8 protein-coding genes and 2 tRNA genes are annotated in these 14852 nt (G+C 61.2%); 6 read left to right on the top strand and 4 right to left on the bottom strand.

What is annotated here, in order from left to right; translation table 11 throughout:
* Window positions 1-73: 73 nt before the first annotated feature.
* The gene (locus ACQKEN_RS04310; RefSeq protein WP_427683932.1) at window positions 74-1945 is read left to right on the top strand and encodes an MFS transporter; all 1872 of its coding nucleotides are present in this window, start codon (window positions 74-76) and stop codon (window positions 1943-1945) included.
* Window positions 1946-2196: 251 nt separating this feature from the next.
* Here the strand turns inward: ACQKEN_RS04310 and ACQKEN_RS04305 are convergent, their stop codons facing one another.
* Window positions 2197-3159: a bile acid:sodium symporter family protein gene (locus tag ACQKEN_RS04305; protein WP_427683930.1), complete on the bottom strand. Its 963-nt coding sequence runs from the start codon at window positions 3157-3159 to the stop codon at window positions 2197-2199.
* A 143-nt stretch (window positions 3160-3302) separates the two neighbouring features.
* Window positions 3303-4223: a recombination-associated protein RdgC gene (gene rdgC / locus ACQKEN_RS04300; RefSeq protein WP_108122056.1), complete on the bottom strand. Its 921-nt coding sequence runs from the start codon at window positions 4221-4223 to the stop codon at window positions 3303-3305.
* A 159-nt stretch (window positions 4224-4382) separates the two neighbouring features.
* Between rdgC and ACQKEN_RS04295 the strand changes: the two genes are divergently transcribed.
* Both ACQKEN_RS04295 and ACQKEN_RS04290 read left to right on the top strand, forming a co-directional pair.
* Window positions 4383-4458, top strand: a tRNA-Val gene (locus tag ACQKEN_RS04295).
* A 19-nt stretch (window positions 4459-4477) separates the two neighbouring features.
* A tRNA-Asp gene (locus ACQKEN_RS04290) sits at window positions 4478-4554 on the top strand.
* Between the two features lie 890 nt (window positions 4555-5444).
* On the opposite strand, the gene nirD is transcribed toward ACQKEN_RS04290, so the two are convergent.
* Entirely contained in the window at window positions 5445-5822 is a 378-nt protein-coding gene (nirD, locus tag ACQKEN_RS04285; RefSeq protein WP_427683928.1) for a nitrite reductase small subunit NirD, read from the bottom strand.
* Window positions 5819-8380, bottom strand: a complete 2562-nt coding sequence (gene nirB / locus ACQKEN_RS04280; RefSeq protein ID WP_427683926.1) for a nitrite reductase large subunit NirB — start codon at window positions 8378-8380, stop codon at window positions 5819-5821. The genes nirD and nirB overlap by 4 nt, the downstream gene beginning before the upstream one ends.
* Window positions 8381-9098: 718 nt before the next feature.
* Between nirB and ACQKEN_RS04275 the strand changes: the two genes are divergently transcribed.
* From ACQKEN_RS04275 to ACQKEN_RS04265, 3 genes are all read left to right on the top strand, one after another.
* Window positions 9099-12905 (top strand): molybdopterin-dependent oxidoreductase, encoded by a 3807-nt coding sequence (locus tag ACQKEN_RS04275; RefSeq protein ID WP_427683924.1) that lies wholly within the window; start codon window positions 9099-9101, stop codon window positions 12903-12905.
* A 191-nt stretch (window positions 12906-13096) separates the two neighbouring features.
* Window positions 13097-13885 (top strand): FKBP-type peptidyl-prolyl cis-trans isomerase, encoded by a 789-nt coding sequence (locus ACQKEN_RS04270; RefSeq protein ID WP_065986831.1) that lies wholly within the window; start codon window positions 13097-13099, stop codon window positions 13883-13885.
* Between the two features lie 429 nt (window positions 13886-14314).
* Window positions 14315-14764, top strand: a complete 450-nt coding sequence (locus ACQKEN_RS04265) for a YkvA family protein (RefSeq protein WP_427683922.1) — start codon at window positions 14315-14317, stop codon at window positions 14762-14764.
* Window positions 14765-14852: the final 88 nt, after the last annotated feature.

The following is a 14852-nucleotide window of genomic DNA, read 5'->3' as shown; positions in this document are numbered from 1 at the left end:
CAATGTGGCCCGGAACCGCCGTTCGGCGTTCCCATAAGAAAGCCGACACCGGCGCCACTCAGGACCAGGGAAGATGAGTCAGTCGCAGTTCAGTTTGTTGGGTAAGCGGCGCTTTCTGCCGTTTTTCGTGACCCAGTCCCTCGGGGCATTCAACGACAATATCTTCAAGCAGTCGCTGATCCTCGCCATTCTCTACAAGCTGAGCATCGACGGCGACCGGTCCATCTACGTCAATCTCTGCGCCTTGCTGTTCATCCTGCCGTTCTTTCTGTTCTCGGCGCTGGCCGGGCAGTTCGGCGAGAAATACCCCAAGGACAAGCTGATCCGCATGATCAAGGTCCTGGAGATCGTGATCATGGTCGTGGGGGCGACGGGCTTTCTGTTCAATCACCTGTCGCTGATGCTGGCCGCACTGTTCGCGATGGGTACCCACTCGGCGCTGTTCGGGCCGGTGAAGTACTCGATTTTGCCGCAGCACCTTCATGAGAACGAATTGGTGGGCGGCAACGGCCTGGTGGAAATGGGCACGTTTCTGGCGATCCTCGCCGGCACCATCGGCGCGGGGGTGATGATGTCGGCGACCCATTACGCCCCCATCGTGGCGGCAGCGATGGTCTCGGTGGCCTGTCTGGGGTATCTCGCCAGCCGAGGCATTCCGCCAGCAGCCGCCGCTTCGCCGGACATGCGCCTGAACTGGAACATCTTCAGCGAATCCTGGGCCACCCTGAAACTCGGCCTGGGGCAGACCAAGGCGGTGTCCCGCTCCATCGTCGGCAATTCGTGGTTCTGGTTCGTCGGGGCGATTTATCTGACGCAGATCCCGGCCTACGCCAAGGAATTTCTGTACGGCGATGAAACCGTCGTCACGCTGATTCTGACCGTATTCTCCATCGGCATCGCCGCCGGTTCCATGCTCTGTGAACGACTGTCGGGGCGCAAAGTGGAGATCGGCCTGGTGCCGTTCGGCTCCATGGGCCTGACCGTGTTCGGCTTGCTGCTGTGGTGGCATTCCGGCGATTTTCCGCAGAACGTGCAGGCCAACAACTGGCTGGCGATTCTGGGGTACGGGCAGGCGTGGTGGGTGTTGCTGGACATCCTCGGCATCGGTGTCTTCGGCGGGTTTTACATCGTGCCCCTGTACGCGCTGATCCAGTCGCGAACGCCGGAGAAAGAGCGCTCGCGGGTGATTGCGTCCAACAACATCCTCAACGCGCTGTTCATGGTGGTCTCGGCGATCGTTTCGATCATCCTGCTAAGCGTGGCGAAACTGTCGATTCCGCAGCTGTTCCTCGTCGTCTCGCTGATGAACATCGCGGTCAACGCGTACATCTTCAAAATCGTGCCCGAGTTCACCATGCGTTTCATGATCTGGCTGCTCAGCCATTCCATGTACCGCGTGCAGCATCGCGACCTCGACCTGATCCCTGATGAGGGCGCGGCGTTGCTGGTCTGCAACCATGTCTCGTTCGTCGATGCGCTGTTGATTGCCGGTTCCGTGCGCCGGCCGATCCGCTTCGTCATGTACTACAAGATCTTCAACATGCCAGTGCTGAATTTTGTGTTCCGCACCGCGGGCGCGATCCCGATTGCCGGCATCAAGGAGGACAAGGCGGTGTTCGACAAAGCGTTCGAACGCATCGCCCATTACCTCAAGGAAGGTGAGCTGGTGTGCATCTTTCCGGAAGGCAAGCTGACCACCGACGGCGAGATCGACACCTTTAAAAGCGGCATGACCCGGATCTTGCAGGAGACTGATGTGCCGGTGATTCCGCTGGCGCTGCAGGGGTTGTGGGGCAGCTTCTTCAGCCGCGACCCGAACAAGGGTGTGTTCCGCAGGCTGTGGTCGCGAGTGACGTTGGTGGCCGGGCCAGCGTTGACGGGAGAGGAATCGCAACCGGCGCTGGTGCGTGAGCGGGTGGCGGAGTTGCGGGGGGCGGTGCGTTAGCAGGCGCACCAACCTTGGCGGGATGCGCTGGCTGACGCTTTAATTTGCTCACAAATCGCTGGCTGGCCTTGAACGGTAGGAGCCGGCTTGCTGGCGAAAGCGGTGTGTCAGACAGCGTTAATGTCTTTGACAGATCAGGTTCGCCAGCAAGGTGGAGCGCCACCCCGGCGGCTCCTACGGGTCCTGTGTTTGCCATCGGACCGGTGTACAACCGGCACCGGTGTTCGACGCAGAACCGGGAACGGGTCTGGTCACCCTACAATCGGCTTCTCTTCCTCCACCACCACATCCGGCGTCATTTTGCGGAAGTACGTCGAAAGCAACGCCCCCGAAATGTTGTGCCAGACGCTGAACAGTGCGCTTGGCACCGCCGCCAGAGGCGAGAAGTGCGCGGCAGCCAGTGCGGCGCCGAGGCCTGAGTTCTGCATGCCGACTTCCAGGGACAGCGATTTGCGCTGAGCCAGCGGCAGCTTGAACAGCTTGCCGGTGAAGTAACCGAGCAGAAAGCCAAAGCTGTTGTGCAGGATCACCACGGCCATGATCAGCAGCCCCGACTCGGCAATCTTCGCCTGACTCGCTGCCACCACCGCACAGACGATCATCACGATGCTCACCACCGACACCAGCGGCAGCACGTCGACGGCGAAACTCACCTTGGCGCCCAGCAGGCGTTGAGCGATGACGCCGAGCACGATCGGCAGCATCACCAGTTGCAGGATCGACCAGAACATTTCCATGAAGGACACCGGCAGCCACGCCGAGGCCAGCAGCCAGATCAGCGCCGGGGTCAGCAGCGGGGCGAGGAGGGTGGTAACGGCGGCGATGGCCACCGACAGCGCCAGGTCACCTTTCGCCAGCCAGGTCATGACGTTGGACGATGTGCCGCTCGGGCAGCAGCCGACCAGAATCACGCCGACGGCGATTTCCGGCGGCAGGTGGAACAGCTGGCAAAGCAGCCACGCCATGCCGGGCATGATCACGAAATGCGCGACCACACCCAGAGCCACGCGCCACGGATGGCGCACGACTTCAGAAAAATCATCGAGCTTGAGGGTCAGTCCCATGCCGAACATCACCAGCCCCAGCAACGGCACGATGAAAGGCTTGAGCCCAATGAACCAGGACGGGAACAGGAACGCCAGCACGGCGAACAGCAGCACCCAGTACGCGAAGGTATTACCGACAAAACGACTCAACGCAGCCAGGGCACGCATGGCCTGCTCCTTTCTTATAGGTATGAAGTGGACGCGGAAACTGTAGGAGCCGGCTTGCTGGCGAGCGCGGTGTATCAGCAACATTTAAGTGATCTGACGTGATGCGTTCGCCAGCAAGGCGGCTCCTACAGAGATAGGTGAAATCAGATCCCCTGAGGAATCTCTTCGCCGCCCAGCGCTTCCATCAATTGCGGCAGGAACTCGCCGAACGTCAGCATCATCAGGGTGAAGCTGGCGTCCTGCTGACCCAGCGCATCGTCGCCGCCGTTCTGTTCGGCTTCATCCTGCAGCAGGTCTTCGAACTTCAGGCGTTTGATGCCGAGCTTGTCGTCCAGCACGAACGACAGCTTGTCCTGCCACGCCAGTGACAGCTGAGTGACGACTTTGCCGGTGCTCAGGTGCAGCTGGATTTCGTCGCTGGTCAGGTCCTGACGTTTGCATTTCACAATGCCACCGTCTTCGTGGGTGTCGCGCAGTTCGCACTCGTCCAGCACGAAGAAGTGCTCGGCGGTCTGGCTGGTCTTGACCCATTCGGTCATGACGGCGGTTGGCGCGGTCTTGACGGTGACCGGACGCACCGGCAACGAGCCGACCACTTCACGCAGGGTCGACAGCAGGTCTTCGGCGCGCTTCGGGCTGGAAGCGTTGACCAGAATCACGCCTTGCTTGGGGGCGATGGCGGCGAAGGTGGCCGAGCGGCGGATAAACGCACGGGGCAGGAAGGCCTGGATGATTTCATCCTTGAGCTGATCGCGTTCCTTCTTGTAGACCTTGCGCATTTGCTCGGTCTCGATCTCTTCGACTTTCTCTTTCAATGCATCGTTGACCACGCTGCCGGGCAGGATGCGTTCTTCCTTGCGCGCCGAAATCAGCATGAAGTCACCGCTGACGTGCACCAGTGGCGCGTCTTCGCCCTTGCCGAAGGGGGCGATGAAACCGTAAGTGGTCAACTCCTGGCTGGCACAGGCACGTGCAGGCTTGGTCGCCAATGCGGTTTCCAGCGCCTCGGCGTCAAATGGCAGGTCCTGGGTCAGGCGATACACAAGCAGGTTTTTGAACCACATGGGGTACATCTCTCCTTTATACAAAGGGGGGCATTATTCGCTGCTGCGACCCTGCGGCCAACCCTGATGTAAGCCTTTGGAAGGATTATAAAATTTATTTCAAAAAGTGCTTGCCAGCTTTTTGATCGCTCCGTAGAATGCGCGCCACACCGAAGCGAAGGGTGATTAGCTCAGCTGGGAGAGCGTCTGCCTTACAAGCAGAATGTCGGCGGTTCGATCCCGTCATCACCCACCATTCGTTTCAAGTGTTACGCGCAGCGGTAGTTCAGTCGGTTAGAATACCGGCCTGTCACGCCGGGGGTCGCGGGTTCGAGTCCCGTCCGCTGCGCCATATTGAGTTACGAGGCCCTTGAACTCCTCGTAACGACAAAGAGAGCGACCTTAGGGTCGCTTTTTTTGTGCCTGGGATTTGGGAATGGGCAGCGCAATCTGCTGTTGATCCTGGCCATAGGCCGTAGGAGCGTGGCTTGTCCCGCGATCGGCTGCGCAGCAGCCGTGGAATCTGACGGCTGTGTTTCACTTGGCACACCGCGTTTACCCGTCTTGCTGCCGCTTCGCGCCAGATCGCGGGACAAGCCACGCTCCTACTGTTCTCCACCCTGTAGTGGGCAGATGCTGGGTGCTCATGATTGTTCCACGCTCTGCGTGGTAACACCGTCCACGATGCTCCGCGTCCCATCGCCCAGACATGAGTCCGCGTCGCCTGCAGGACGCAGAGCGTCCGGGGCTGCGTTACCACGCGGAGCGTGGGAACGATCAGGTTCACCCCGAGGATTTGGCATCGCTCACACCGACCTCTTCCCGGCTGAAGCCGGTCCCACAGAAAGCACCGCGTGCCGTCAGTAGGACCGGCGGCGCCCCGTAGGACCGGCTTTAGCCGGGAAGCCTTTGATCTGCTTTGGCTCTGTCTTTGATCTTCATACGCAAAAAGCTCAGTTACCGCCAATCGCGACTTGGGTGCAGGCTGAACGCAGGTCTCGCGGAGTGGGCCGAGCGGCATGGATGCCGCGAGAGCGCCGTTGCGGACATGGATGTCCGTTCGGCGCGGGCCCACGGAGCGGGACCGGAGTGAAGGAACCCCGAGGCACGAGGGGCCAAACCAGGAGCAAGCACCCTTGGTTACTTGGGGATGGTGCGACTTTCGACTTTTCCAAGTAACTCGCCGAAGGCGAAACCCGAGGCCGTTAGGCCGACGCTCTTGATTCTGAACGCCTGAACGCCTCACCCCACATCAATCTCCACCACATCCCCCACCAACCGAACCGGCCAAGTCCGCAGCCGCAGCGCCGCGTCCTCAAGACAGGCGCCATCCACCAGCCGGTAATGCTGCTTATACAAAGGCGACGCGATCACAAGATCCCCGCCCAAACTGCCAACCAACCCCCGCCCAATCACGTTGACTCCCGTGACCGGATCGCGATTGTCCACGGCGAACAACTGCGGCGCGCCGCCAATGGACGCCACATAAAACAGCGCCACCTGCGCATTGCCCACCAGCGCCACCACGCCGGAATTCAGCACCAGATCCTCACTGGCACAGACCGCGCGCCACACCCGAGTCTTCGGCATTTCCATCACCACCGCATTGGCCTGGCTCATCGTGCAACCTCCACAGCAGCAATCAGATTCAACTCTTCCGCGCGAGCCGGACGACGCTGGCTGCGTTCCTTGACGAAATGAATGTCCGGGTCGGCGCCCTTGTCGTTGACGAACGTGCGAAAGCGCTTGAGCTTCTCCGGGCTCTTCAACGCGTTCGCCCACTCGCATTCGTAACGGTCGACCACCAACTGCATCTGCGCCTCTAGTTCGGCAGCGAGCCCCAGGCTGTCATCGATCACCACGGCTTTCAGAAAATCCAGCCCGCCCTCAAGGGACTCGCGCCAGACCGACGTTCGCTGCAACTTGTCAGCGGTGCGGATGTAAAACATCAGCACGCGGTCGATGTAACGAATCAGCGTCTCGTCGTCCAGATCGGTGGCGAACAGCTCGGCGTGGCGCGGGCGCATCCCGCCGTTGCCGCACACATACAGATTCCAGCCGTTCTCCGTGGCGATCACGCCGATGTCCTTGCTCTGGGCTTCAGCGCATTCACGGGTGCAACCGGACACCGCGAACTTCAGCTTGTGCGGCGAGCGCAGGCCTTTGTAGCGATCCTCGATGTTCAGCGCCATTTGCACGCTGTCCTGAACGCCGTAACGGCACCAGGTGCTGCCGACGCAGGACTTCACCGTCCGCGTCGATTTACCGTAGGCATGACCGGTCTCGAAACCGGCGGCAATCAGCTCGGCCCAGATGTCCGGCAGCTCATGCAACTGCGCGCCAAACAGGTCAATGCGCTGGCCGCCGGTGATCTTGGTGTACAGGTCGTATTTCTTCGCGACCGCGCCAATGGCGATCAAACCGTCCGCAGTGATTTCCCCCGCAGGAATGCGCGGTACAACGGAATACGTGCCGTTCTTCTGCATGTTGGCCATGAAGGTGTCGTTGGTGTCCTGCAACGGCACCAGCGAGGGGTCCATGATCGGCCGGTTCCAGCACGAGGCGAGGATCGAGCCGACAGTGGGCTTGCAGATGTCGCAACCCAGATGGCCTTTGCCGTGGCGGGCCAGCATCTCGTCGAAGCTTTCGATGTTTTCAACGCGGGCGAAGGCGTATAGCTCCTGACGCGTGAACGCGAAGTGCTCGCACAGGCTTTTATCGACGGTGACGCCGCGGGCGATCAGCTCGTGCTCGAACACGCTTTTCAGCAGCGCCGCACAACCGCCGCACCCGGTGGCGGCCTTGGTGCAGGTCTTGAGCCCGGCGAGGTCCGTGCAACCGCCGTCGATGGCCGAGCAGATCGAGGCCTTGCTGACGTTGTGGCACGAGCAAATGGTTGCCGTGGCGGGCAGGGCATCAGCGCCAAGCGTTGGCGCGCCGTCGCTGTGGGGCAGGATCAGGCTCGACGGATCGGCAGGCAGCTTGATGCCGTTCTGTGCGTATTGCAGCAAGGTGTCGTAATAACTGTTGTCGCCCACCAGCACGGCACCGAGTACCTTTTTGCCGTCGGCGGACACCACCAAACGGCGATAACTGCCGCTGGCCTCATCGATGAACCGGTAGCTGCGCGAACCTGTCAGCGCACCATGGGCATCGCCGATGGAGCCGACGTCGACGCCGAGCAGTTTCAGTTTGGTCGACATATCCGCGCCGAAGAACGGCTCAGCGGCAAGTTCGCACAACTGCGCCGCGACATTGCGCGCCATTTGATAACCCGGCGCGACGAGGCCGAAGACGCTGCCGTTCCAGGCGGCGCACTCGCCAATGGCAAAAATGTCAGCGTCGCTGGTGCGGCAGTGTTCGTCGATGGCGATGCCGCCGCGCGGACCCAACGCCAGTTCGCACTGACGGGCGAGGGCGTCCTGGGGGCGAATGCCGGCGGAGAAAACGATCAGGTCGGTTTCGAGAAACTCGTCGCCGGCGAAATTCATCCGGTAGCGGTATTCCTCACCCGCGCTGATGGATTGCGTCGCGCGAGACAGGTGCACGCCCACGCCCAGCGCTTCGATGCGCGCCTTCAGGGCGGCGCCGCCGTGGTCATCCAGCTGTACCGGCATCAGGCGGGGCGCGAACTCGACCACGTGGGCTTCCAGGCCCAGGGACTTCAGCGCGTTGGCCGCTTCCAGCCCCAACAGTCCGCCGCCAACCACCACGCCGCGTTTCGCCTGGCTCGCGGCGGCGCGGATGGTGTCAAGGTCGTCCAAGGTGCGGTAGACCAGTCGCGAGTGGCCTTCAGCGCCTTCGATGGGCGGCACGAAAGGGTACGAACCGGTCGCCAGCACCAGCTTGTCGTAACCAAAGCTGCCCTTGGCGGTGATCACTTCGCGCCGCGCCCGGTCGATTTCCAGCACCGGCACGCCCAGGTGCAGTGCGAGCCCGGTCTGCTCATATAAAGAAGCAGCGCTCATCGCCAGTGACTCGGCATCGCGGCCGCCAAAGTATTCGGACAGATGCACGCGGTCGTAGGCGCGCTGGCCTTCCTCGCCGAACACATGAATGCGATAGCGCTCAAGGGCGCCGGCGGCGATCAGTTGCTCGACGCAGTGGTGACCCACCATGCCGTTGCCGATCACGATCAGGGTTTGGACGTCGTTGAGTGGGGCGACTGTGGTGGTCATAGCGAGTCCTGGCCAAGGCCAATCAGGTTTTTTGAAAGCAAAAAAAAGGCGCCCGGAACCTCTCGGTTCCAGGCGCCTTTGCCTGTTCTTTATGGGTTGCCGCGCGACCACAGTGTCGACGCCAACCTGGTGAGCCCGACGCCGTGAACGGCTGGCGGTCTGCGTTGACCGGCCAGGGCTGCCAACCGCGTATTCAGGCTGGACTTGATAAGGGACGTAGCAATGGCTGTGCCAGGCGGTAATGGGTGAGTCAGCCATGCCCGCGTACGGCGCGTTCTGCTCTTGATTCTGCCCGCAGGGCGTAGGAGCGCGCTTGCCCGCGATCTGCCGGGAACCGGCAGCCAAACCGGACACCCTGGTTGTGTCAGACAGACCGCCTTCGACGTGTTTGCTGCCGCTGCGCGCCAGATCGCGGGCAAGCGCGCTCCTACGCCCTGTCGGGCAGAAGCGTGATTTGAGTCAGCCTGAACCGGCACACAAACAGTGCGATTTTGCTCATACCGCCCCATCGTGAAGCCAACGCTGCGTGCGTGAATTCATCGTGTATCGCGTCAGATGCGGTCTGCACGTCACCCCGCGCGCGCTGGCCTGCCGTTTGCAACATCGTGCCCACAGGCAATCAACGCCGATTGCCATATTCACGACAAAGGCGCCGTGTGCTCTCCGTTTTTCAACGGATGAGAACAGGGCGTCTTTTTTTGCTTTCAGGAAACGGAATATGGCGAGCAGCAGCGTAAAGAGCGTGTGTCCTTATTGCGGTGTCGGTTGCGGCATCGTCATGCAGGTCGAGGACAACCGAGTCATCAAGGTCGTCGGCGACAAGACGCACCCGAGCAATTTCGGTCGCCTGTGCACCAAAGGCACCACCTGCGGTCAGGCGATTGCCGAGTCGGGGCGGATGGAGTCCGCGTACATCCGCCATCAGCGCAGCCACGAGCCGGTGCGCGCGGAAATGGACGCCGCGATCAGCGAAACCGCCCGGCGCTTGCGCGGGATTCTGGATCGCGACGGCCCCGGCGCGCTGGCGTTTTACGTCTCCGGGCAGATGTCCCTGGAGGCGCAATACCTGGCCAACAAACTCGCCAAGGGCTTCGTGGGCACGGCCAATATCGAGTCCAACTCGCGGCTGTGCATGGCCAGCGCGGGCAGCGGCTACAAGCTCTCGCTAGGCGCCGACGGCCCGCCCGGGTCCTACGATGACTTCGACAAGGCCGATCTGTTTTTCGTGATTGGCGCCAATATGGCCGACTGTCACCCCATCCTGTTCCTGCGCATGATGGACCGGGTCAAGGCCGGGGCGAAGCTGATCGTCGTCGATCCTCGGCGCAGCGCCACCGCCGACAAGGCCGGGCTGTTCCTGCACATCAAACCGGGCACCGACCTCGCGCTGCTCAATGGCCTGCTGCATCTGCTGGTGGAGAACGGCAACACCGATGCCGACTTCATCGCCTCGTTCACCCAGGGCTGGGACGTCATGCCCGACTTCCTCGCCGAGTACACGCCCGCTTACGTCGCGCAGATCACCGGTCTGGCCGAAGCCGACATCCGTCAGGCCGCGCGGATGATCGGCGCGGCGCAGGAGTGGATGAGTTGCTGGACCATGGGCCTGAACCAGAGCACCCACGGCACCTGGAACACCAATGCGTTGTGCAACTTGCACTTGGCAACCGGAGCGATTTGCCGGCCCGGCAGCGGTCCGTTTTCCCTGACAGGTCAGCCGAATGCCATGGGCGGAAGGGAAATGGGCTACATGGGCCCAGGACTTCCCGGACAGCGCTCGGTGTTGGTGGACGCCGACCGCCGCTTCATCGAAGACCTCTGGCGCATCCCCCAGGGCAGTATCCCGCACGATTCCGGCGGCGGCACCATCGACCTGTTCGAACAGATGCGCGACGGCGTGATCAAGGCTTGCTGGATCATCTGCACCAACCCGGTCGCCAGCGTCGCCAATCGCACCACCGTCATCGACGCCCTGAAGACCGCCGAACTGGTCATCACCCAGGACGCCTTCCTCGACACAGAGACCAATCGCTACGCCGACATCCTGTTGCCGGGCGCGCTCTGGGCCGAAGCGGAAGGGGTGATGATCAACTCCGAACGTACCCTCAATCTGACGCAGAAAGCCGTCGATGCGCCGGGCCAGGCGTTGCCGGACTGGCAGATCATCGCCAGGGTCGCCTGTGAAATGGGCTTCGCCGACGGTTTCAGTTACACCTCGGCAGAGGAGGTGTTCGAAGAAATCAAACAGGCGTGCAACCCGGCCACCGGCTATGACATTCGCGGCGCCAGCTATGGGCGGCTGCGGGATCAGTCGTTGCAATGGCCGTGCGCGCCCCATGACGAGCGCACACGCAACCCGATTCGTTACCTCAGCGACAGTGGCGCGAGCCCGGTTGAAGAAAGACTGACGACACGCCCGGCGATTGTCTTTCCCGCCGCAAACGGCAAAGCGGTATTTTTCCCACGCCCGCACATGGCGCTGGCTGAACTGCCCAACGACGCATTTCCCATGGTGCTCAACACCGGCCGCCTGCAACACCAGTGGCACACGCTGACCAAGACCGGAAAAGTCCCGACACTGAACGCGCTCAACGCGCGGCCGTTCGTCGAGCTGCACCCCGACGATGCCCTTGCGCTGGGCATCTGCGAAGGCAATGGCGTGGAGGTCCGTTCCGTCCGAGGTCTGGCGGTGTTGCCTGCGGTGATCAGCGACCGCGTGCTGCCGGGCAACTGCTTCGCGCCCTTTCACTGGAACGACGTATACGGCGAAAAGCTGGCGATCAACGCCGTGACCAACGATGCCGTCGACCCGATTTCCCGCCAGCCCGAATTCAAGTGCTGTGCAGTGGCCCTGCGCAAGGTCGAGCTGATCGGGCATCGCTTCCTTGATCCGTCCCAGACCAAGACCGAGACGCAGACAGCACCCGAACAGGCGCCACTGTTGACGCTGCTGTGGGCATCACAAACCGGCAACGCTGAAGCGTTGGCCCGGCAGTTTGGCGACCATTTGAAAACTGCCGGCGTGCCGGTTCAGGTGGCGGCGATGGACAGTTTTCCCTCCGAGCGTCTGGACCAGCTGCAGAGCGTCGCACTGATCAGCAGCACCTTCGGCGATGGCGAATCCCCCGACAATGGGCAACGATTCTGGCAGTCACTGGCTGCCCGGCAAGAGCGTCTGGAGTCGCTGCGCTACGCCGTTCTGGCGCTGGGTGATTCGAGTTACGACCGCTTTTGCCAGCACGGCAAAAACCTCGACCAGCGCCTGCACCACCTGGGCGCTTCATCGCTGATCGCCAGAGTCGATTGCGACGGCGAATACCGTGCCCAAGCAGACAGTTGGTTCACAGGGTTGCAGCAGGCGCTGTCGCTGAATCTTTCTGCTCCTTCAATCGTCGACAACAGCCCGGTTTCTGGGAAACAGCCTTCACGGACACAGCCCCATTACGCGCGTTTGTCGCTTAATCGGCGACTGAATGCGGACGGTGCCGCCAAGGACACGCGGCAACTGGCGCTGACCCTTGAGGGCTCGGGGATCACCTATGAAGCCGGCGACGCCTTGGGGGTGTGGCCGCGCAATTGCCCCGAGCTGGTGAACGAGTGGCTCGAACTCACGGGCCTGAACGCCGAGCAACCGGTGCGCGGCGTGAAGGCGGTCAACGTGCCGCTACGTCAGGCGCTGACCGAGCAATTTGAAATCGCGCGACCGGGTGCAGACACCTTGGCGTTCATCGCCGATCGTAACGGCAGCAACGATCTGAAAACCCTGCTCACCGAACCCTTCAAGAGCGAGCTGAAGGACTGGCTGTGGGGTCGGCAGTTGGCCGATGTGTTGCGCGAGTTCCCCATCACCTGTTCTGCGGAGGAATGGCTGGACCATCTCAAGCCGCTTCAGCCGCGGCTTTATTCAATCGCCTCGAGCGCCAAGGCGCATCCCGATGAAGTCCACCTGACGGTTTCTGCCGTGCGCTACGGCCCCCGCAAAGGCGTGTCGTCGACCTTCCTGGCGGATCGTGCCGGTGAATGCGAGGTGCCGGTTTTCCTGCAACCGACGAAGCATTTTCGTCCACCAGTCGATGGTGATGTGCCGATGATCATGATCGGTCCGGGCACCGGCGTGGCGCCGTTTCGGGCGTTTCTCCAAGAGCGGTGCGCCCGGGGCGATCGGGGGCGTAACTGGCTGTTCTTTGGCGAGCAGCATCAGGCTACCGATTTTTATTACCGCGACGAGCTTCAAGGCATGCAGCAGGACGGTCTGCTGACCCGGCTGAGCCTGGCGTTCTCCCGGGATCAGACGGAGAAGATCTACGTTCAACAGCGCATACAGGAGCAGGGCGCCGAACTCTGGCGCTGGCTAGAGGCGGGTGCGCACCTGTATGTCTGCGGCGATGCCTCGCGGATGGCGCGGGATGTCGATCAGGCACTGCGCCGCGTGATCAGCGAACAGGGCGGCGTTAGCCTGGAAAAGGCGGCCGAGCAGTTGCGCTGGCTGACCGAGCAGAAGCGCTATATGCGGGACGTGTATTAATGCTGCTCGCTGCTCCGCGGCAGGCCGCTGAACCTCAACTGAACGAATTTCTCGATCAAACAAGAAAACCTTTGGATACCTGAACTTATCTGCCTTTTCTCCCTCTCATGCCGGTAGCCATTGATCGCGGCAGCCTGATAAGCTCGCGGCTTTACTCGTTTGCCCTATTGGCGCATGAACAAGGAAACAGAATGAAACAGCATCGGTTGGCAGCGGCGATTGCCCTGGTCGGTCTGGTACTCGCGGGCTGTGACAAGCAAGCCAGCACCGTTGAGCTGAAAACCCCCGCCCAGAAAGCCTCTTACGGCATCGGCCTGAACATGGGCAAAAGCCTGGCTCAGGAAGGCATGGACGATCTGGATTCCAAAGCGGTAGCGCTGGGTATCGAAGACGCCGTTGGCAAGAAAGAGCAGAAGCTCAAAGACGAAGAGTTGGTTGCAGCGTTTGGCGACCTGCAAAAGCGTGCTGAAGAGCGCATGGCCAAGATGAGCGAAGAGTCGGCAGCCGCCGGCAAGAAGTTCCTCGAAGAAAACGGCAAGCGTAAAGAAGTCACCACGACTGCTTCCGGCCTGCAGTACGAAATCATCAAGAAAGCCGACGGTCCAGTACCGAAGCCGACTGATGTCGTGACCGTTCACTACGAAGGCAAGCTGACTGACGGCAAAGTGTTCGACAGCTCCGTTGAACGCGGCAGCCCGATTGATCTGCCGGTGAGCGGCGTGATTCCGGGTTGGGTCGAAGGTCTGCAGCTGATGCACGTCGGCGAGAAGGTCAAGCTCTACATCCCTAGCGAACTGGCCTATGGCGCACAAAGCCCTAGCCCAATGATCCCGGCGAACTCGGTTCTGGTCTTCGACCTCGAACTGCTGGGCATCAAGGACCCTGCTGCTGCAGGCGCCAATGATGCTGCCGCCGGCGCTGATGAAGAAGAAGAGGCCGCTCCGGCAGCCGAACCGGCCAAGCCAGCCGCCAAGAAGTAATCGTTCGTCAGTCCGGTTACCGCTTGAAAGAAATGCCCCGTCTCGACGGGGCATTTTCATTTCCGCTTCTTTTTTAATCGAACCGGCCTGGAAGGGCAGAGTCCCATGTCGGACAGTCAACCGGCTTTAAGCCGGGATTTGTCGGAGGCTGCGTGGCGTTCGCGGGTGAGTTGATCAGTCCTTGGCTAGCGCCACAGGCTCGGTGAGTCAACGGTTTTCGCCGGTTTTTATGTGTGTAAAAAACGCGCGATCTAAGTCCGGACCCGGTAGAACGGGCGTTGCGGCCCCGAAAAACGGGTCTGTTCACAAGGTTATCCACAATTTGTGTGGATAACATTTGGGTGCGGAATCGTCGTACGAGTTGGTGGGCTGCCGCGACACACGCGGTAGGCCCGCAGGTCGATTTTTATCGGTAATCGTGGAGTGGATATGAAAGCACCCTGGAACCTCATTCGTTACCTGCCCATGGCCAGGCGCTTGATGGCGGCCGGTCGCTTGCCCGCGTTGCTGTTCGCCGTTGCAGGCAAAACGGCCAGTGAGGGCGGTCGGCTGGGCAAGATCAAAGACGATTTGAAACTGCTTCAAGCGTTGTGTCTGGCCTACTGGCGCGGCGAATATCGCGCCATCAGCGGTAAGGCGATTCTCTCGATCGTGGCCGGCCTGATGTATTTTCTCAGCCCCCTGGATGCAATTCCTGACTGGATTCCCGGCCTGGGGATGCTTGACGACATCGCTGTTCTCGCATGGGTGATGAAACACCTTGAAGCCGAGCTCAGCGCATTCCGTGCCTGGCGCGAATTGCAGAACCCGGAAAAGCTCGCGGTGGTTGAGCGTTTGCCGGCGACGCCTGTCTTGCTGGAGCACGAGAAAAAGATTTGAAGGCTCGTTTGTGCGACTTGTCGCTGACGTCACCACTGCTCTGGTGATTCCTCATACGCCAGTCGTCGACAACCGCTGTTAAGATGCC

Source organism: Pseudomonas sp. NPDC078416, from assembly GCF_050268485.1.
Lineage (GTDB): Bacteria > Pseudomonadota > Gammaproteobacteria > Pseudomonadales > Pseudomonadaceae > Aquipseudomonas.
Note: the sequence above shows the minus strand (reverse complement) of the source record. Positions and strands in the feature narration are given on the sequence as shown.

Coding starts and splice junctions, on each gene's coding strand:
- ACQKEN_RS04270 (WP_065986831.1), top strand. CDS start 13,097: ATGAAACAGCATCGGTTGGCAGCGGCGATTGCCCTGGTCGGTCTGGTA.
- ACQKEN_RS04265 (WP_427683922.1), top strand. CDS start 14,315: ATGAAAGCACCCTGGAACCTCATTCGTTACCTGCCCATGGCCAGGCGC.
- nirD (WP_427683928.1), bottom strand. CDS start 5,822: ATGAGCCAGGCCAATGCGGTGGTGATGGAAATGCCGAAGACTCGGGTG.
- ACQKEN_RS04310 (WP_427683932.1), top strand. CDS start 74: ATGAGTCAGTCGCAGTTCAGTTTGTTGGGTAAGCGGCGCTTTCTGCCG.
- ACQKEN_RS04275 (WP_427683924.1), top strand. CDS start 9,099: ATGGCGAGCAGCAGCGTAAAGAGCGTGTGTCCTTATTGCGGTGTCGGT.
- nirB (WP_427683926.1), bottom strand. CDS start 8,380: ATGACCACCACAGTCGCCCCACTCAACGACGTCCAAACCCTGATCGTG.
- ACQKEN_RS04305 (WP_427683930.1), bottom strand. CDS start 3,159: ATGCGTGCCCTGGCTGCGTTGAGTCGTTTTGTCGGTAATACCTTCGCG.
- rdgC (WP_108122056.1), bottom strand. CDS start 4,223: ATGTGGTTCAAAAACCTGCTTGTGTATCGCCTGACCCAGGACCTGCCA.